Below are 17,499 nucleotides of genomic sequence, written 5' to 3' on the forward strand. Positions count from 1 at the left end.
TGGAGGAGTAGATGATGAAACTTGGTCATATCCTGATGGCAGCGACAGCGTTCGTTGCAATCACATCGAATGCGGCGACAGCGCAGGAAGAACGTGTCCGCTGGCGGATGCATTCGACCTATCCCGAAACGATGCCGATCGCCGGCGCCACGGCATTCGAGATCGGCAAAAAACTCGAGCTCGTCAGCGGCGGCAATTTCGACGTGCGCGTGTTCGAGCCCGGCGCACTGGTCAACGGCACGCAGTATTATGATGCGGTTTCGGAAGGCGCGATCCAGGCAGCTTACGGTTCGCCCGGCTTCAACGTCGGCAAGAATTCGGCGTATGCGTTCTTCGCAGCCGTTCCGTTCGGTCCGGGCGCCGGCGAGATGCTGGGCTGGCTGTATCATGGCGGCGGGCTGGAAATTGCCCAGGAGCTCTATGCCGAAGACAATCTCTACATGCTGCCATGCGGCATCCTTCCGCCAGAGAGCGGCGGCTGGTTCCAGAAGGAAATCAAGACTGTCGATGACCTCAAGGGCCTGAAGATGCGCTTCCTCGGTCTCGGAGCAAAGGTGATGGAGCGTTTCGGCGTTTCGACCCAGCTTCTGGCTCCGGGCGAAATCTACCAGGCGCTTGAACTGGGCACCCTTGATGCCACCGAGCAGTCGGTGCCGGCCATCGATCGTGGACTGGGTTTTTACCAGATCGCCAAGTTCAACTACTTCCCCGGCTGGCATCAGCAGTCGACAGTGCAGGAACTGGTGATCAACCTCGACAAGTGGAACGAGCTTGGCGACGCGCAAAAGCAGATGCTTGAAATGTCCTGCAAGGCAGCCACTGTGGATCAGTTCGCAGCCGGTGAAGCAGGCCAGTTCGAGGTGATGCAGCAGAACGAAGCCGACGGCGTGAAAAACATGCGCTGGCCCGACGAAATGCTCACCGCGTTCCGTGGCGGCTGGGATGAGGTTATCGCCGAAGAAACCGCGCAGAACCCCGATTCCGCACGCGTCTGGGAAAGCCTGCAGGACTTCCGGGCCAAGTACAGGGTCTGGGGCGATCGCGCCTATCTCGACTAAGCCAACCAGGAGCGGGCGGCCGGTGCCGCCCGCATCCGAGGTTGTGACTGTTTGTCTCATTTGAGGGCATCGCATGATGGCACTTTTGAGGATAGCGGATGTCCTCCATCAGTTCTGCAAACACGTATCCCGGATCGGCAGCTGGCTTTTGCTGGTTCTCATCGCGGTCATCGTCTTCGACGTGATCACCCGGAAGTTCGGGTTTGCAAGAGAGTTCGTCGAGAACGGTCCGCTGGGAGGGGTTTTCTCGCCCACCAAGCTGCAGGAACTCGAGTGGCATCTTCATGCCGTGATCTTTCTGATGTCGTTCGGCTTTGCCTATCTTCACGGCACGCATGTGCGCGTCGATCTCTGGCGCGAAAAACGCAGGGAGCGCAGCCGGGCGGTGATCGAGCTGCTGGCGATCCTGCTGCTTGCCATGCCCTATTGCGGCATTCTTGTGTTCTACGCATGGGATTTTGTTGTCACATCCTATCAGCAGGGTGAGGGGTCGCCGGCGCTGACCGGTCTGCCCAACCGCTGGATCATCAAGTCCTTCCTGCTTTTTGGCGTGGTTATCCTGTTCGCAGCGCTGATCTCGACCCTGATCAGGCTGGTTGCCTTCCTGACCGGAAGCGACACGGTCCGCGAGCGGGCGCGCGACAGCCTTGTAATGGTGCGCGTCGACGACGCCGGTTCGCAACCCGCGGAGCAAGGCATCCAATGAACATGATCATCGATCACCTCTACGATAACATCGGCGGCTACATGTTCCTCGTCCTGGGGATCATGATTTTCTCGGGCTTTCCCGTCGGCCTGGTGCTGGGCGGTCTGGCACTGCTGTTTGCTCTCGGCGGTCTCGGGCTTGATCTGATGCATCAGTCCGAACTCTATCTGTTCGTCGAACGGCTGTGGCAAAGTGCTGTCAACAACCAGATCCTGGTGGCTGTCCCCTGCTTCATCTTCATGGGCATCATGCTCGAGCGCAGCCGGGTGGCCGAGAACCTGCTTCGGACGCTGCAGATCCTGCTGCGCGGGGTTCCCGGCGGGCTGGCGCTGGCAGTGACCTTGCTGGGCACCATTCTGGCCGCGACCACCGGCATCATCGGAGCATCGGTGGTCATGCTGACGATGATGGCGCTGCCGGCGATGATCGCCCAGAATTACGACGTCAAACTGGGCACCGGCACCATTGCCGCCAGCGCCACGCTGGGAATCCTGCTTCCGCCGTCGGTCATGCTGGTGATGATGGCCGACCTCATGTCCATTCCAGTCGGCAATCTCTTCGTTGCCGCGATCCTGCCGGGTCTGATGCTTGCGGGCCTCTATTGCCTGTATATCGTATCGATCACCGGGCTCCGCCCGCATCTGGCGCCACCCGTCAAGCGCACCGCCGACGAGGTGGGGATCGGCAATATCGGCGCCATGCTGATCAAGAACCTGCTGCCCATCGTTTTCCTCATTGTTCTCGTCCTCGGTTCGATATTCGCCGGCTGGGCGACCCCGACCGAAGCGGCCGGCATCGGCGCTTTCGGCGCCATTCTCCTGGCGCTGATGAACCGCAGGCTGACCTGGTCGACGCTCGACCAAGTGTGCCGGGAAACGGCGCTCACCTCGGCGATGATCTTCCTGATCTTTGCAGGAGCGACGGCATTCTCCTACGTGTTCCGGGCACTTTACGGCGAGGACCTGATCCTCGATTTCATCGCCTGGATGGGTCTCGATCACTGGGGGCTGCTCATCCTGCTGATGATCGTCATTTTCGTGCTGGGCTTCTTCTTTGACTGGCTCGAGATCACGCTGATCATCCTGCCGGTGTTTGCGCCCATCATCGCCGGGTTTGCTGCCGATTTCGCACCGGCGCTGGGCATTGAAGGGCTGCCGCTTGCCGAGCAGAAGACGATGATCCTTCTCTGGTTCGCAGTGCTTGTCTCGGTGAACATGCAGACATCGTTCCTCACCCCGCCGTTCGGCTTTGCGTTGTTCTTTCTCAAGGGCAGCGCGCCGAGCTCGGTCAGAATTTCGGACATCTACAAGGGCATCATACCTTTCGTGATCATTCAGCTGTTTGGTCTTGCATTGCTGATCGCCTTCCCCTCCATCGTCACAAAATTGCTTGGCTGAAGCTCGCAGAAAGGGTTCCAAGATGAACACCAACCTTATCAAGCAGCGCGTCGCCCGGGGCGAGTGCGTCACGGCGGCCTGGTTGCAGCTTGGCAGTGCCGAAGTTGCCGAACTGCTGGTACGCGCCGGCTGGGATACGCTGGTCATCGACGGTGAGCACGGGGTTGGCGATATCGAGACCTGGGTGAGTATCGACAGGGCGGTCCGCTCTGCCGGCGGCGAGACCATCCTGCGGGTGCCGAACCAGGAGGCGTCGCTGCTCTTGCGGGTGCTTGATCGCGGTTTCCGCACGCTTCTCGTGCCGCATGTGAGTTCGGTCGGCCAGGCCCGCGAGCTTGTCGCCAACTGCCTTTATCCGCCGCACGGGCGGCGGGGCTATGCGGCGCCGCTCGTACGTGCATCAGGCTATGGAGCCGATGCGGGTTACGCGGCAGGCGCAGATCAGGAGCTGATGATCATCGCCCAGTGCGAACATGACGATGCCTGTGAGGCTTTCTCCGACATTTCCGCGGTTGCCGGTGTCGACATGGTGTTCATCGGACCCAATGACCTTGCAGGTTCGATGAACCGGCTTGAGCAGGTTGATGCTGCCGACGTGAGGGCGCGGATCGAACAGGTGGAAAGCGCGGCGAAATCCTCCGGGGCGGCGCTGGGCACCATTACCGGAGCGCACCAGACGCACGAGCAGCTGGAAAGCGCCGGCTACCGCCTGGTGGTCGGCGCCAGTGATGCGCAACTGTTGTTCGGCGCGGCGAGCCAGGCGCGCGGCGAAAGCGTCCTGAGTCGCTATTAACTCCTTCTGCAACCTCCGGAAATCGGGAATTGTCACAATGAAGACCTCGATTGCGACTGTATCGATCAGCGGTGACCTGCGCGAAAAGCTTGCTGCGATCGCAGCGGCAGGCTTCGACGGTATCGAAATTTTCGAGAATGACTTTCTGGCGTTTGACGGCGGGCCGCGCGAGGTCGGGCGGATGGTGCGCGATCACGGGCTGGAGATCGTGCTGTTTCAGCCGTTCAGGGATTTCGAGGGCCTGCCTGAACCGCATCGCGCCCGCGCCTTCGAAAGGGCAGAGCGCAAGTTCGATGTGATGGAGGAACTGGGGACTGATCTGGTGCTGGTCTGCTCCAACGTCTCGCCTGCCGCCCTGGGCGGTATCGACAGAGCGGCCGATGATCTGCGGCAACTCGGAGAGCGCGCGGCGCGGCGCAATCTGCGCATCGGTTACGAGGCGCTTGCCTGGGGGCGGCATGTCTGGGACCACCGGGATGCCTGGGAGATCGTCCGCCGCGCCGACCACTCCAATGTCGGGCTGATCGTCGACAGTTTCCACACCTTCGCCCGCAAGATCGATCCGCAGAGCATCCGCTCTATCCCCGGAGACAAGATCTTCTTTGTCCAGCTTGCCGACGCGCCGCTGATCGACATGGACCTGCTCTACTGGAGCCGCCATTTCCGCACCATGCCCGGCCAGGGCGATCTCGATGTCACAGCCTTCAGCGGCGCCGTGGCCGCCACCGGCTATGCCGGGCCGTGGTCGCTGGAGATCTTCAACGATCAGTTCCGCGGCGGTTCTCCCGGCGCCATTGCCGCCGACGGTCACCGGTCGCTGGTTGCACTGATGGACGCAGTCCGCCGCAGCGAGCCCGAAATAGCCGTGGAGCTTGCTCCCATGCCCGCGCCCATCACCGTTCAAGGCGTTGAGTTCATCGAATTCGCCGCCAACGAGACCGAAGCCGCGGATCTGACCAAGATGCTTGGCTCGATGGGTTTCGGCCATGCCGGACGACATATTGCAAAGGACGTGGATCTTTACAGCAATGGCGGGGTCAACATCGTCGTCAACACCGAACGCGAGGGCTTTGCCCATTCGGCCTACCGCATGCATGGCACCTGCGTGTGCGACATAGGTTTGCGGGTCGAGGACGCCACCGCCACGGTCGAGCGCGCACGGGCGCTCGGCACGGAAGCCTTCGAGCAGCCGGTTGGACCGGGGGAGCTGAAAATTCCGGCCATTCGCGGTGTCGGCGGCGGCTTGATGCATTTCACCGACGACAAGTCGGGACTGGCGAAGATGTGGGAGACCGATTTCATCCGCAGGCGCGAAACAGCCCCCGATATGGGCATCACCCATATCGACCATATCGGCCAGACCATGAACTATGAGGAGCTGCTGACCTGGCTGCTGTTCTACACGACCCTGTTTGATGTGGAAAAGACCCCGATGCTCGACGTGGTCGACCCCGCAGGCCTGGTGCGCTCACAGGTGATCCAGAATGATCAGGGCACGATGCGCTTCACCTTGAACGGCGCAGACCGGCGCTCTACCCTTGCCGGGCATTTCATTTCCGAAAGCTTCGGTTCATCGGTCCAGCATGTGGCCTTCGCCTCGTCCGACATCTTCAAAACCGCCGCCGCCCTTGCCAGGACCGGCTTTGAACGGCTCACCATTTCTGCCAATTATTTTGCCGATATTCAGGCCCGCTTCGGCCTCGATGATGCCTTTACCGAGGCGCTGAAATCCAGCAACATCCTGTATGACCGGGATGGTGACGGCGAATATTTCCAGCTCTACTCGACGCTTTACGGCGACGGATTCTTTTTCGAGATCGTCCAGCGCCGCGGCGGCTACAATGGCTACGGGGCGGCCAATGCGCAGTTCAGGACTGCGGCGCAGAAGCGGGCACTGACGACCCATGCGGCCAACCAGGACGATAGCAGGCCCCGCTCCACCTGGTCTGGCCGCCAGGCGACAACCTCCGGGGCAAGGTGACCGCAACACCCGACTGAGAGCGTCCATCCGGATAGCAAAGTCAGGCATTGCTCAAGCTGTCGGAAACGCTGCTGAACCTGTCAGCGCGGAGCCGAACTCACCACAGGGGCAGACATCAGAGCGAGCTCCATAATAAATATTATGTAATGATATAGGATATTGGAGGAACATTATGGAATGCACGATTTACATTTAACGTTTGGCAACTGAAAGTATTAGCGTAAGTGCAAACTCTGTTTGCGCAACGATGGATATGGTAGCCGAGAAAGCAGGCGGCGACCTTGAAAATGTCATCCGCATGGCGGGCGTCGATGAAGGTGGTAAAATAAGTGATCGTCTGCTTCCAGATCTCAATTGGTATGTGATCACTCCGACGGAGCGGGGCTTGGACAATCAAATGCAAGAGATCTCAAAGCAGCTCCATTTGCAAATCGCAAAAGGCTTTGCGGTTCTCAGAAAAATCTCTGAATTCCACACGACGGAGGACATCGCCTTGGAACAAGAGGTATCTGAAATGGAAGCGTATTTGTCCCGCGATTTCGAAGACGAATACGGAGTCTTGATGGAGGTCATCCGAAAAGCGCGGGCTGCACTGGATCTGCCTGACCGCAACCTGGTTCCGGGCGAATGATTTCCTGTCAATTTGTCCTATGGAGCTTCTGTGGTCGGTTCGTCGAGTCGGCATTGATGCAGACCTATCTCGTCCAGTCCGAGCGGTGCCGCACTCAAGGCGGCTCCGTTCTCGTCTGACTGCATAAGCTACAGTGCAAGCGCACGTTTCATTTCCTTATGTTCGAATGCGGGCTCCAGGCTGCGTATGTCTGCGCCGCGAGGCGTCGCCTTAACTGGTTGGTGGGGATCGGGGGCATAGTCTATCTGCATGACTGAAGATGCTCCCGCCCAATATAAACGACACCGCTTTCCAGCCGAGGTCATCGCACATGCGGTATGGCTCTATTATCGGTTTCCGCTGAGCCTGCGCGACGTTGAAGACCTGCTTGCCGAACGTGGGATCGAGGTGTCTTTTCAGACTGTCGCCGAATGGGCGAGGAAATTTGGCTGAAGTTCGCCCGTCAACTTCGTCGGCGGTCCTGCGGCGATTTTGCTGACAAATGGCATCTTTATGAGATGGTCGTGTCCATAAAGGGAAAGAAATACTGGCTGTGGCGCGCCGTCGATGCCAACGGTTACGTTCTCGATGCCCTGCTGCAAAGCCGTAGAAACAAGGGAGCCGCTCTCCGGCTGATGAGCAAACTGCTGAAAAGCCAGGGCGTCACGCCACGCGTGATGGTGACAGACAAGCTGCGCTCTTACTCCGCTGCAAAGCGGCAGCTCATGCCGGGTATCGAGCATCGTTTGCACAAAGGGCTCAACAACCGCGTCGAGAATCCTCACCTTCCAGTGCGACGACGAGAGAAACGCAGGATGCGGTTCAAGTCAGCACGGCCAGATTGCGAATCTTTTCCATCTCCATAGAAAACACATGACTGCCACTGATCATCGTCAACCCCGCGCCCACGCCAGCACCACTTGGCGTCAGATCGCCTTGTCGTTCAAAGCGTGAAATTCACGCCGAAACAATGATCGCGCGCTTTACTCGGTTAAGGCGACGCCACCGTTGGACCCGTTAAGAGTCGAGCCGGTTTTGACTCATTTGGAGCCAACCGGATTTTGGAACAATAGAATCTTTCGTAGGGCGAGTCCTAATTAATATTATATCACAAGCCTCTGTGTAATCACGCCCCCGCAACCAAATATCCTAACATTCCTGCGCGTCGCTGGCGCGAAAGCTTCGCTTCCGCTGGCGAGGGAGCTCGTCCTCCTTCGGACCATAACCTGCAATCCTCTCGGCAATTGCTGCGCAATCGCCTGCCAGATCAGCCGGTCGCAGCTACAAATCCTCCAACAACAAAACATTCCCGATCATCCCAAGCCCCGCTGGAAAACCCGCGGGGCTTTCGCGCGTTTACGACCAACCGCGTGAACCATTGAAGGGCGATTGGGATCCTCCCTGCCAGCGAAACCGGGACGTTAAATGCCGGGCGGCAGCGCATTCGGATGCAGTTGTTCAAAGGTGCAATACTGACACTTCGGCTTTCCCCGTCTGGCGATGAGACTGTCCAACTCGCGGGCAAGCCGAGCGCCCGACAGGGATGTATCGGCGACCAGGCACAGGCATTCGCGGGTGAAGTCGTCGACGACAGCCAGCACCCGAAAGCGGCGGCCGTCGGTGAAGGCATCGCTGACGAAATCCAGGCTCCAGCGCTCATTGGGGCGCGAGGGCAGAGCCAGGGGACGTCTCGTTCCCAAGGCCCGCTTGCGGCCGCCCCGCTTGCGCACCGTCAGCTTCTCCTCCCGATAAAGACGCCTGAGCTTCTTCAGGTTCATGACGATCCCCTGACGATTGAGCATCACGTGGATGCGGCGATAACCGAAGCGCCGCCGTTCGGACGCCACCTTCTTCATCGCCTCACGAATGGATGCATCGTCAGATCGCACGCTGCGATATCGCATGCTCGACCGGTCGACCGACAACACCTCGCACGCCCGACGCTGGCTCACCCCATGCTGTGCACAGACGTGAGCCACCGCATCCCGCTTCGCATCCACTGCCCGGCAGGCAAGCGGAGCGCCGCCGAGTGGGGGCGTCACCATTTTTTTGAAGCGACATCCTTCAGGTTCGCATTGTCCAGGCTGAGGTGCGCGACAAGCCGCTTGAGTTTGGCGTTCTCCTCCTCGAGCTGGCGCGACCGCTTGACCTCCGATGGCATCAGCCCGGCATAGCGCTTGCGCCAGTTGTAGAACGTCGCCTCCGATATCCCGGCCTTGCGGCTTACCTCGCCGACGGCCGAGCCATCTTCAGCCTGCTTCAAGACAAAGGCGATTTGCGCCTCAGAAAACTTCGTTGCCTTCATGGAACTCTCCATCTCCCGGTCGAGGGATCATTATTGGAAAATACCAGCCATAAATGGTCCGATTTGGCGGGGGCACGTCAACCCGACCCACTGAAAAGCGACAGGCGTTTCTAGCCTAGTGCATTTGCACCATGGAATACGCTTCTCCTATTTGATCTACTGAATACAGTATACATAAAAAAGGGGGTTCGTAATATGATCACACAGAGCCGCAGGAACTTTCTGCTTTCAACCGTTGCTTTGGCAACAGTGACGTTTTCAACATTTTCATTCGCCGGCGATCCGATACTGGTTGGCGTGCCAAGCGCGCAAAGCGGGCCGGTGGGAATCGCCGACCATCAGGACTGGTTGAACGGGGTCAATCTGGCCATCGAGGAGATCAATGGCGCCGGCGGGATCAATGGCCGGATGCTGGAGACCAAGGTCGTTGATATCGACATTCTCTCGCCGGAAGGTACGATAGCCGCGTTCCAGAACCTGACCGAAGCAGGCGTACATGCAATTGCGTCCGCATTTGTATTGATACCCCAGCCAGCTATGGACACAGCCGCAGCGGCCGGCGTTCCCTATTTGCACGGTAACACGCAGTTGGCGTCTCTGGATCTTTTCAAGAGCGATCCCCAGAAGTATCGCAACATCTTCCAGCTTGATGTCGCCGAGACCTGGTACGGCTCGGGCTTCATCAAGTTCATTTCCGACTTGAAACAGTCAGGGAAATGGACCCCGAAGAACAACAAGGTGCACATCGTCCAGGAACAGATCGCCTACACCCAGGTGATCTCCAAGGCGACCCAGGATGCAGTTGCGGCCTCTGGCGGTGAATGGGAAATAGGCGCCATCACCGATATTCAGTTCCCGGTTCAGGACTGGTCGCCGATTATTGCCGCGCTGAAGGAAACCGATGCCGGCGTTATCATGATCGATCACTGGGTGGCCGCCGAACTTGCGGCCTTTACGCAGAGTTATGCCGGAGATCCGGTGGAGGATGCGCTGGTCTATCTTCAGTATGGTCCCTCCCAGCCGGAATTCCTCGATCTTGCCGCCGGCGCCGGCGAGGGGTTTGTCTGGGGCACGGTCTATGGTGTCTACGCCGACGAAAAAGGCTCGGCATTCCGCGAGAAGTACCAGGCGAAATATCCCGGGACGATGGGTGTCGTCTACACCGGCGGCGGTTATGACGCGGTCTATGTCCTGGCCGAGGCCTGGAAGAAGGCCGATCCTTCCAATTTCGACGCTGTCGGCGATGCCATCCGTTCCACTGATTTCAGGGGCGTGAATGGAGCTTATACATTCTTGCCCGAAACGCAGTCCGGCGTCAGCTATCCCAACATGGTCGATGATCCGGAAGCAGGCCAGGCTCACCTGTTCTTCCAGGTCCAGGACGGAGAGCACAAGATCATTGCGCCGGCTCCCTTCATTGAGGTGGAATTCAGAAAGGCACCCTGGATGAACTGAACAATCCGATAGGCGTCAACATGACAACGGCTTCCCCGCTCTTTTCCTGCAAGGGAATTGGGATCTCCTTCGGTGGACGGAAAGTGCTCAGTGATGTGGCGCTTTCCGTCGCCGCGGGAGAAATTCTTGGCGTCGTCGGGCCCAATGGCGCCGGCAAGACGTCCCTGTTCGAAATCTTCACCGGCCGCTACAAGCCCGAAGCGGGGTCGGTGAACCTGCAAGGCGTGGATATCACACGCATGAACATCCATGACCGTGCGCGAATGGGCCTGGCGCGGACCTACCAGAGCCCGATCGTGCCCGGCTCGATGACCGTCGACGAGGTCTTCCGTGCGGCGCGGTATTCGCACAAACCCTATTTGACACGGTTTGACGCCGAGTGGGGCGCACGCCATGCTCATCTGCATGTCTCGTGGGACCGAATTGCCGGTTCGCTCGACACCTTTGACCGCCGCAAGCTCATGCTTGCCTGCCTCTTCATGCGCAAGCCAAGCGTCCTGCTGCTGGACGAACCGGCGTCCGGCCTGATCAATTCGGAAATCGATGCACTGGATCTGATCATTCGACATCAGGCCGATGAATTCGGCATCGGGGTTGTCCTTATCGAACACAGGCTGGAACTGTTGCAGGCCATCGCCGACAGGGTGGTGGTGCTTGATCTGGGCGAAGTCATCGCAACCGGCGATCCAAGCCAGGTGTTCAAGGATCCCCGTGTTCATGCGGCCTATTTCGAGGATGTCGATGGTGCATGAGATCCTCAAGATCGAAGGCCTGAGTGCGGGGTACGGACCGTTGCGGGTGCTGCACGAAATCGATTTCTCGGTCAATGAAGGCGAGAGGATCGGCCTTGTCGGGCTGAACGGTCATGGCAAGAGCACCTTGATGCGCTCGGTCATGTCCCTGGTCGGCTGGCAGAACGGCTCCATCAAGATCAAGGGACAGGAGATCGGTGGAGCCCGATCCACCGGGGCCGGGCGGCGGACCCATGCAATCGTGCAGATGGGCGTCGCCCTTACCCCGCAGGGTGATGCGATCTTTCCGGGCATGACTGTGGCGCAGCACCTCGATTGCGGGGCCTATTCGAAGATTGCCTGGCGCGAGCGTGCCAAAAGACGTGACGCGGTGATGGACATCTTCCCGCCGCTCAGGAAGCTGGAAACCGCTCTGGTCGGCACTCTTTCAGGCGGAGAGCGCCGTATGGTTTCCGTCGGGCGGGCGCTGATGACCGAAGCCTCATTGTATCTCATTGATGAACCATCGCTCGGACTTGCGCCGAAGATATCCAGATCGGTTCTTGATGCCTTGTTCTCCCTTCCCAGGGAGGGAAAGGCGATGGTGATTGCCGAACAGAATGTCGCGCTGCTGGCAGGAAAGGTTGACCGGATGGTCGGCATGCATGCCGGGCGTCTGCGCGGCGATGTTGGCCACGTGGCCTTGAGTTAGGGAAGCAGATGACGGCGGTTACCCTCATACACGGACTGAACCTCGCCGCGATTTATGGATTGATGGCGATCGGAATCTCGATCCTCTGGTCCTCGGTCGGCATGATCAACATGGCTCATGGAGCAACCTTCGCCGCTTCGGGGTATGCGGCCTGGCAGGTCTCGCTGATTGCCCAGCCCCTGATCAACACGTGGTTTGGAACCGGTTTGGACGCCAGTCTTGTGATGGGCGCCACCATGGTTGCGAGCGGTCTGGTGGCTGGCGCATTGTTTGGCGGCCTTATTTTCATGCTTGCCTATCTGCCCATTCATGAAAAGGCGAACTTCGCGGTCCGCAGTCTCATCGTTACCCTGGCGATCAATCTTGCCACGGTGCAGCTGCTGCTCTTTTTCTTTGGCCCGCGTCAGCGCGCCCTGCCAAAGATATTCGGATTTGGCCGGACGGAAATCCTGGGCATCTCGGTGCGCAACGACCAGATCGGCACCATCGTTGCGACAGCAATCCTGATGCTTGTGGTGGTGATCTGGTTGAAGCGCTCGCGCAAGGGGCTCGAAATCACGGCCATGATGCAAAATCCGGAAGGTGCTGTCTTAAGCGGGATCTCCGTACGGTGGACGGCGTTGCCGGTCACGATGTTGACCGGGGCGCTCGCCGGTCTGGCGGCAATCCTGCTGTCACAAACCGTGTTCGTCAGTCCCACTGCCGGAGCCTTGCCGCTGATCAAGGGCCTGACGATTGCCTTGCTCGGCGGCCTGGGATCACTACCGGGAGCCATCATGGGTGCAATCCTGATCGGATTTCTTGAGGCCATCGTCGGGTCGATTTCCTTCCTTGGCCAGCGCTATGTCCTGTTCAGTCAGTTCCTTTTCATCATCACGGTCCTGATCATCCGGCCAAGGGGTCTCGGTGGCCTGCTCGACGAGACGAGAGAGAGCCGCAATGTCTGAGATGAAAAAGCTCTACGAGATCGGCAATCGGCCAAGGGAGGTTTTCCTGTCTCCCGACGGGCATCGCCCCGTTCACAAGTCGCGCGTCCCCTTTAGCAGGAGGCATTGGCTTAAATGGCGCAGCCAGTACAATCCCAGGTCCCTGAAGCTTGAAAAACGTCTCGCTGACAAGAAGCCGCTCTGGTGGCTCCTGTCTCTCGGCTTGCTTGCCGTGGTCACGCCATTTCTCAGTAATTCGGCGATCACCGTTGCATCAATCTTCTGCATGTTTGCCGCGATCAATGTCTTGTGGACGCTGATCATCGGAACCGCCGGGATCTTCTCGCTGGCCACGCTGGCGGTGGTTGGTGTGTCAGGCTACGCCGCAGCCGCGTTTAATGTATATCTCGGTGTTCCATGGCCGTTCATGTTCGCCATCGGCTGCCTGACCGGGTTGGTCGCCGGCGGGTTTCTGGCGCTGCCGTCGACGCGGCTGGACGGGCTCTACTTCGCGCTTCTGACCCTGGGCATCGTTGAAATCTGCCGGGTTTTCGTCCAACAGTTGAAGTCGCTGGGCGCGACCAATGGTTCGATCAATCAGGTGGATTCCTTTATCCCGTCCGACTGGTTCCTGCAGCGGGAGGGATTGCTGCTCGGTTTTGCCGGTGCCTTCCTGCTTCTGCTGGGCGCACTGCTCATGTTCAAGCTGGTCAATTCAGAGCGGCTGGGCATGCTGCTCAGGACGGCCAGGGATGAAGAAGCCTTTGCCGAGGCGATCGGCATCGATTACCGGCGTGCCCGGCTGATGGTGTTCATGGTCTCTTCGGCGGGTCTGGGGATCATTGGCGCGTTTTATGCGATGTATTACCGCTCGATCTCGCCATCGATTTTCTCGCTCGATCAACTGCTGCTGCTCTTTGCAATGATCGTCATCGGCGGCATCGGTCGTGCTGACGGCGCGGTAATCGGCACCGCGATCGTGGTGCTGATCGACAAGGGCCTGCTGGATCTCGGACCGATCCGCATTCTGCTCGTGGCCGCGATCATGCTGCTGGTGACGCTGCTCACCAACAATGGTCTGGTGGGTGCCCGCGATCAATTCAGGAACTTTCGAAACAGGAAGAAATCGGAGGCGCGCGCGCGCAGAACCGAAAAAGGAGGCGAGGTCATGCCTGAAGAAGCCACCGACATGCTCGACAAGCAGGAAATTTTCTACCGCCGCTTCAACAAACGGCTTCGCGATGAATTGAAGCAATTGATAACGCCGGAGTTGATCGAGGAGCATCGCGCAAAGCCGCTTGGACGCCACTCTGATGCACTTTCCCGCGTGCTCAATTATTTCAGGCGCAGCGAGATGCCGGACAAATACGCGATCATGCGCCAGCCGGAAAACTTCAATCACTACAAGATTGTTGCTCTGTCCGGAGAGCGCGGCGCCCCGCCCCGCCTTGTCGATGACCGGCTGTATGAAAGCCTTGATGAAGCCTATCACGCCGTGTTTCTGCTGCGCGTGAATGATCTGTTGGAAAGCTGAGGCCAGAAAATGGCAAATACCAGAATTTTCGGATACTCTGATCCCCTGTGCCTGAAGGCTGGCGAGACGGTGGATTTCAAGCTGTCTGTCGAAGGCGCAAAGACGGTCAACGCGCAACTGGTGCGCCTTCTTCATGGCGATGAAAATCCGCAGGGGCCGGGCTTTGTGGAAGAGGAAATCAGTTCCTCCATTCCTGCCGAGATTTCTGTCAAGCGTCAGTTCACGCAGATCGGATCCTTTGCCGTGGCCGAGGATGAAGACCGCAAGCTTGACGGGCTCCAGAGCTTCACCCTTTTCGCGCATTTTTTTGCAACCCGTATCAAGGCTGAGCGGCAGCAGTTCATGGGTCAATGGTGCGTTGACGAGCAGAAGGGGTACGGGCTTGGTCTTGATCCGAGCGGTCATGTTTCCCTGTGGCTGGGAAACGGCAGCAAGGTGGACCAGATTGTCAGCGAGACGCGCGTTGTCGAGCGATGCTGGTATTTCGTTGCCGCGACCTACGACGGAACCTCAGGCAAGGCTTCCCTGCGGCTGATCAACTGTGTTTCTTCCTGGAATTCCAGAATTTCCACGGTTGTGCCTTTCGAACTCGATTCATGGGTCGACGAGAAACTTGCAACGAAGCCCGCCAGAACCGCCGGGCATGTCCGTTTCATGCTTGCCGGTGCATCAGAAACCAATGCACAGCGTGGCCCTCACACCACATTGCTGTTCAACGGCAAGATTGACAGGTGCGGTGTCTTTGACCGTGCTGTCGCGACGGACGAGGTCGGAGCCCTGTCCCGGGGAGAGATGAAATCCGGCGACGGGCTTGTTGCGCATTGGGACACGACAGCCGGATACACCGACAAGGGAATAGGCGACACCATTCAGGACATCGGCCCAAATGCCATTCATCTTGCCGGCATCAACAGACCGGTTCGATGCATGACCGGGTTCAACTGGCGCGGTGCCGACAGTTTCCGGTTGGCGCCGCGTGAATTTGGCGGCGTTCACTTTCACGATGATGCGCTGACAGATTCCAACTGGGACACGACGCTGTCCTTTGACGTGCCGGCCGATCTGAAAAGCGGAATTTATGCGCTTCGCCTGGATCACGGCGGAACGCAGGATCATGTACCCTTTATCGTCAGGCCGCAAAATCCAAAGGCGAAAATCGCCTTCCTGCTGCCGACCTTCACTTACCTGGCCTACGCCAATGAGCATCTGGCATACGAAGCGCCGATCGCGCAGGCGATCACGGCTCATACGCCGGTGATCGTGCCGGAAGATCTCGAGTACAAGAAGCTCGAGGAGTTCGGTCTTTCGACTTACGATCATCACACGGATGGTGCGGGCTGCTGCTATTCGTCATGGCGCAGGCCGATCATTTCCATGCGTCCGAAATACCGCATGCCGGCCATGAACTTCCCCTGGGCACTGCCGGCCGACCTTTCGCTGATCTGGTGGCTGGAGCATTCCGGGTATGACTATGACCTGATCACCGATCATGACCTTCACAGGGAAGGCAAATCGGCGCTCGATCCCTACAAGGTCGTCCTGAATGGCACCCATCCGGAATACTACTCGGAAGAGATGATGGATGGGACCGAGCAGTATCTGGCCGATGGCGGCCGGGTTATGTATCTGGGTGGCAATGGCTACTACTGGGTCACGGGTCTTCGTGCGGATGAACCTCATTGCATCGAAGTGCGCAAACTCGATACCGGATCGCGTGCCTGGCAGGCCGAGCCGGGTGAAGGATATCTTGCTTGCACCGGAGAACGCTCGGGTCTTTGGCGGTCACGGGGGCGGGCGCCGCAAAAAATAGTTGGTCTCGGCTTTACCGCCGAAGGGATGGATGAGAGCCAACCCTTCGAGCGGATGCCGGACAGTTTCCACAAACGGGTCTCCTGGGTATTCGAAGGCATCGGCGAGCGGGAACTGATCGGCGATTTCGGACTTGCCGGAGGTGGTGCGGCAGGGATCGAGCTTGACCGCTATGAGCAGGGCCTGGGAACTCCGCCGCACACGATGTTGCTGGCTTCCTCTTGGGGACATTCGGACAACTACCCGCTTGTTTCAGAGGAAGTCACCTATGCCTTTCCGGGGCGTGGCGGCACCCAGGATGCGCAGGTCCGTGGCGACATGATATACTTCACCACACCCAACAATGGGGCGGTATTCGCGTCAGGCTCTATCGCCTGGTCGCAGGCCTTGCCTTGTCATGGCGGGGAGAATAACGTTGGTCGGATTATGCGGAATGTCCTCAATGCGTTCATCAGGGATGGCGCTCTGCCGGGGTCGGAATTCACCGGCGAGGAAAAGCTCTGGCGGTAACAATCCGGAAGCAAATCTTTGACGGTTGGCAACAGGATCGACTTGAAGTCTTTTTCGGATTTCGTTTCCGAAGTTAATGCTCGCGCCGTCGAAAGCGATGCCGAAGGTCTTGCGCGTTGGGCGGTTGATCACCTGTCGCACACACTCGGTTTTGATGGCGCCTGGTATGGCTGGGCGCAGATCGAGAAAGAGGGAGTGCACATTCACGCAAACGCGTCGCTCAATCTTCCCGATGACTATTATGATTTCTGGAAGACCATGGCCAATGATGACTTGCTGGCGGCCCGCCTGATCAGGGATCCGGGAGCCATCGCCACTTACGACCGCTATTCAGGTCAACAAAACGATGGCATGACCACGCTGTCGGATCGGTACGCGCTGACACAGATGGCAACGGTCATGAACCGCCGCGAAGGCCGGCTGGCCTCCTTCTATCTTTCGAGCTACCGCATGGGGCGCCGTTCAAGAAGGTTCCTGCCCGAGGAACAGGAGTATCTTCAATGCGCCGTCGACCAGTTGGGAAGGGCGATGAAGCTGTCCTCTTTCGAATACAACCGGCGGGCGGAACGAGGAACCATTTCCATTCTTGTCAATGAATCGGGCATCGGCATTCTCGGCTTGGGAAGCCTGCGCGAGCAGCTTGGCGAGTTCTGGCCGAGCTGGAAGGGTGATCTACTTCCTGAGAAGCTGACCAAACTCATTCACATGCAGGGGCAGCACGTCTTGCCTGACGAGCAAATGATTGTGACGTGCGAGAACGCTCCCCAGTATCAAGGCATGGGCCTCAGGCGACTTACCTTGCGGCGGATGATGCCGATTGATCATCTGACCATTCGGGAAGCAGAGGTGGCGGAATTGTTGTCTAAGGGGCGCAGTCACAAGGACGTTGCAAGGAGATTGAGCAACCTGTTGTCTGGAAATTCCCGGATGGGGTGATCATGCATCCTGGCATTCCCATTTGATGTAGGCCTT

13 protein-coding genes and 2 pseudogenes are annotated in these 17,499 nt (G+C 58.5%); 14 read left to right on the forward strand and 1 reads right to left on the reverse strand.

Translation table 11 applies throughout. The features are described 5' to 3' along the window. Nucleotides 1-11 precede the first annotated feature (11 nt). The 7 genes and pseudogenes from O4H62_RS25830 (at nt 12) to O4H62_RS25860 (ending at nt 7,499) form a co-directional block, all read left to right on the forward strand. A complete protein-coding gene (locus O4H62_RS25830; protein WP_269391766.1) occupies nt 12-1,058 on the forward strand; it encodes a TRAP transporter substrate-binding protein in 1,047 nt (348 codons plus the stop codon). 73 nt (nt 1,059-1,131) lie between these two features. Beyond that, complete coding sequence (locus O4H62_RS25835) at nt 1,132-1,764, forward strand: TRAP transporter small permease subunit (protein ID WP_269391767.1); 633 nt, start codon at nt 1,132-1,134, stop codon at nt 1,762-1,764. Beyond that, a complete protein-coding gene (locus tag O4H62_RS25840; RefSeq protein WP_269391768.1) occupies nt 1,761-3,161 on the forward strand; it encodes a TRAP transporter large permease in 1,401 nt (466 codons plus the stop codon). The genes O4H62_RS25835 and O4H62_RS25840 overlap by 4 nt, the downstream gene beginning before the upstream one ends. A 22-nt stretch (nt 3,162-3,183) precedes the next feature. After that, nucleotides 3,184-3,954, forward strand: coding sequence for an HpcH/HpaI aldolase family protein (locus tag O4H62_RS25845; RefSeq protein WP_269391769.1), 771 nt, complete (start codon nt 3,184-3,186; stop codon nt 3,952-3,954). A 37-nt stretch (nt 3,955-3,991) separates the two neighbouring features. Further along, the gene (locus O4H62_RS25850) at nt 3,992-5,935 is read left to right on the forward strand and encodes a bifunctional sugar phosphate isomerase/epimerase/4-hydroxyphenylpyruvate dioxygenase family protein (protein ID WP_269391770.1); all 1,944 of its coding nucleotides are present in this window, start codon (nt 3,992-3,994) and stop codon (nt 5,933-5,935) included. Nucleotides 5,936-6,182: 247 nt separating this feature from the next. Next, nucleotides 6,183-6,566 (forward strand): hypothetical protein, encoded by a 384-nt coding sequence (locus tag O4H62_RS25855; RefSeq protein WP_269391771.1) that lies wholly within the window; start codon nt 6,183-6,185, stop codon nt 6,564-6,566. Between the two features lie 249 nt (nt 6,567-6,815). Then, a pseudogene (locus tag O4H62_RS25860) lies at nt 6,816-7,499 on the forward strand (IS6 family transposase). A gap of 524 nt (nt 7,500-8,023) precedes the next feature. Here the strand turns inward: O4H62_RS25860 and O4H62_RS25865 are convergent. Then, a pseudogene (locus tag O4H62_RS25865) lies at nt 8,024-8,850 on the reverse strand (IS3 family transposase); the annotation flags it as partial. Nucleotides 8,851-9,045: 195 nt separating this feature from the next. Between O4H62_RS25865 and O4H62_RS25870 the strand changes: the two are divergent. The 7 genes from O4H62_RS25870 to O4H62_RS25900 are packed head-to-tail and all read left to right on the forward strand — an operon-like array spanning nt 9,046 to nt 17,463. Continuing rightward, on the forward strand, nt 9,046-10,305 hold the full coding sequence (locus O4H62_RS25870) for an ABC transporter substrate-binding protein (RefSeq protein WP_269391772.1): 1,260 nt from the start codon (nt 9,046-9,048) through the stop codon (nt 10,303-10,305). 20 nt (nt 10,306-10,325) lie between these two features. Further along, the gene (locus O4H62_RS25875) at nt 10,326-11,057 is read left to right on the forward strand and encodes an ABC transporter ATP-binding protein (protein ID WP_269391773.1); all 732 of its coding nucleotides are present in this window, start codon (nt 10,326-10,328) and stop codon (nt 11,055-11,057) included. After that, the gene (locus tag O4H62_RS25880; RefSeq protein WP_269391774.1) at nt 11,023-11,748 is read left to right on the forward strand and encodes an ABC transporter ATP-binding protein; all 726 of its coding nucleotides are present in this window, start codon (nt 11,023-11,025) and stop codon (nt 11,746-11,748) included. The genes O4H62_RS25875 and O4H62_RS25880 overlap by 35 nt, the downstream gene beginning before the upstream one ends. An 8-nt stretch (nt 11,749-11,756) precedes the next feature. After that, the gene (locus tag O4H62_RS25885) at nt 11,757-12,695 is read left to right on the forward strand and encodes a branched-chain amino acid ABC transporter permease (protein WP_269391775.1); all 939 of its coding nucleotides are present in this window, start codon (nt 11,757-11,759) and stop codon (nt 12,693-12,695) included. Continuing rightward, complete coding sequence (locus O4H62_RS25890; RefSeq protein ID WP_269391776.1) at nt 12,688-14,208, forward strand: branched-chain amino acid ABC transporter permease; 1,521 nt, start codon at nt 12,688-12,690, stop codon at nt 14,206-14,208. The genes O4H62_RS25885 and O4H62_RS25890 overlap by 8 nt, the downstream gene beginning before the upstream one ends. A gap of 9 nt (nt 14,209-14,217) precedes the next feature. After that, the gene (locus tag O4H62_RS25895) at nt 14,218-16,527 is read left to right on the forward strand and encodes a N,N-dimethylformamidase beta subunit family domain-containing protein (protein ID WP_269391777.1); all 2,310 of its coding nucleotides are present in this window, start codon (nt 14,218-14,220) and stop codon (nt 16,525-16,527) included. A gap of 18 nt (nt 16,528-16,545) precedes the next feature. Then, the gene (locus O4H62_RS25900) at nt 16,546-17,463 is read left to right on the forward strand and encodes a hypothetical protein (protein ID WP_269391778.1); all 918 of its coding nucleotides are present in this window, start codon (nt 16,546-16,548) and stop codon (nt 17,461-17,463) included. Nucleotides 17,464-17,499 lie beyond the last annotated feature (36 nt).

This window comes from Parahoeflea alexandrii, assembly GCF_027214025.1.
Taxonomy (GTDB): domain Bacteria; phylum Pseudomonadota; class Alphaproteobacteria; order Rhizobiales; family Rhizobiaceae; genus Hoeflea; species Hoeflea alexandrii_A.

Excerpts from the sequence above, each read along its gene's own strand:
- O4H62_RS25830 (WP_269391766.1), top strand. The coding sequence starts at position 12 with ATGATGAAACTTGGTCATATCCTGATGGCAGCGACAGCGTTCGTTGCA.
- O4H62_RS25835 (WP_269391767.1), top strand. The coding sequence starts at position 1,132 with ATGATGGCACTTTTGAGGATAGCGGATGTCCTCCATCAGTTCTGCAAA.
- O4H62_RS25840 (WP_269391768.1), top strand. The coding sequence starts at position 1,761 with ATGAACATGATCATCGATCACCTCTACGATAACATCGGCGGCTACATG.
- O4H62_RS25845 (WP_269391769.1), top strand. The coding sequence starts at position 3,184 with ATGAACACCAACCTTATCAAGCAGCGCGTCGCCCGGGGCGAGTGCGTC.
- O4H62_RS25850 (WP_269391770.1), top strand. The coding sequence starts at position 3,992 with ATGAAGACCTCGATTGCGACTGTATCGATCAGCGGTGACCTGCGCGAA.
- O4H62_RS25855 (WP_269391771.1), top strand. The coding sequence starts at position 6,183 with ATGGATATGGTAGCCGAGAAAGCAGGCGGCGACCTTGAAAATGTCATC.
- O4H62_RS25870 (WP_269391772.1), top strand. The coding sequence starts at position 9,046 with ATGATCACACAGAGCCGCAGGAACTTTCTGCTTTCAACCGTTGCTTTG.
- O4H62_RS25875 (WP_269391773.1), top strand. The coding sequence starts at position 10,326 with ATGACAACGGCTTCCCCGCTCTTTTCCTGCAAGGGAATTGGGATCTCC.
- O4H62_RS25880 (WP_269391774.1), top strand. The coding sequence starts at position 11,023 with ATGCGGCCTATTTCGAGGATGTCGATGGTGCATGAGATCCTCAAGATC.
- O4H62_RS25885 (WP_269391775.1), top strand. The coding sequence starts at position 11,757 with ATGACGGCGGTTACCCTCATACACGGACTGAACCTCGCCGCGATTTAT.
- O4H62_RS25890 (WP_269391776.1), top strand. The coding sequence starts at position 12,688 with ATGTCTGAGATGAAAAAGCTCTACGAGATCGGCAATCGGCCAAGGGAG.
- O4H62_RS25895 (WP_269391777.1), top strand. The coding sequence starts at position 14,218 with ATGGCAAATACCAGAATTTTCGGATACTCTGATCCCCTGTGCCTGAAG.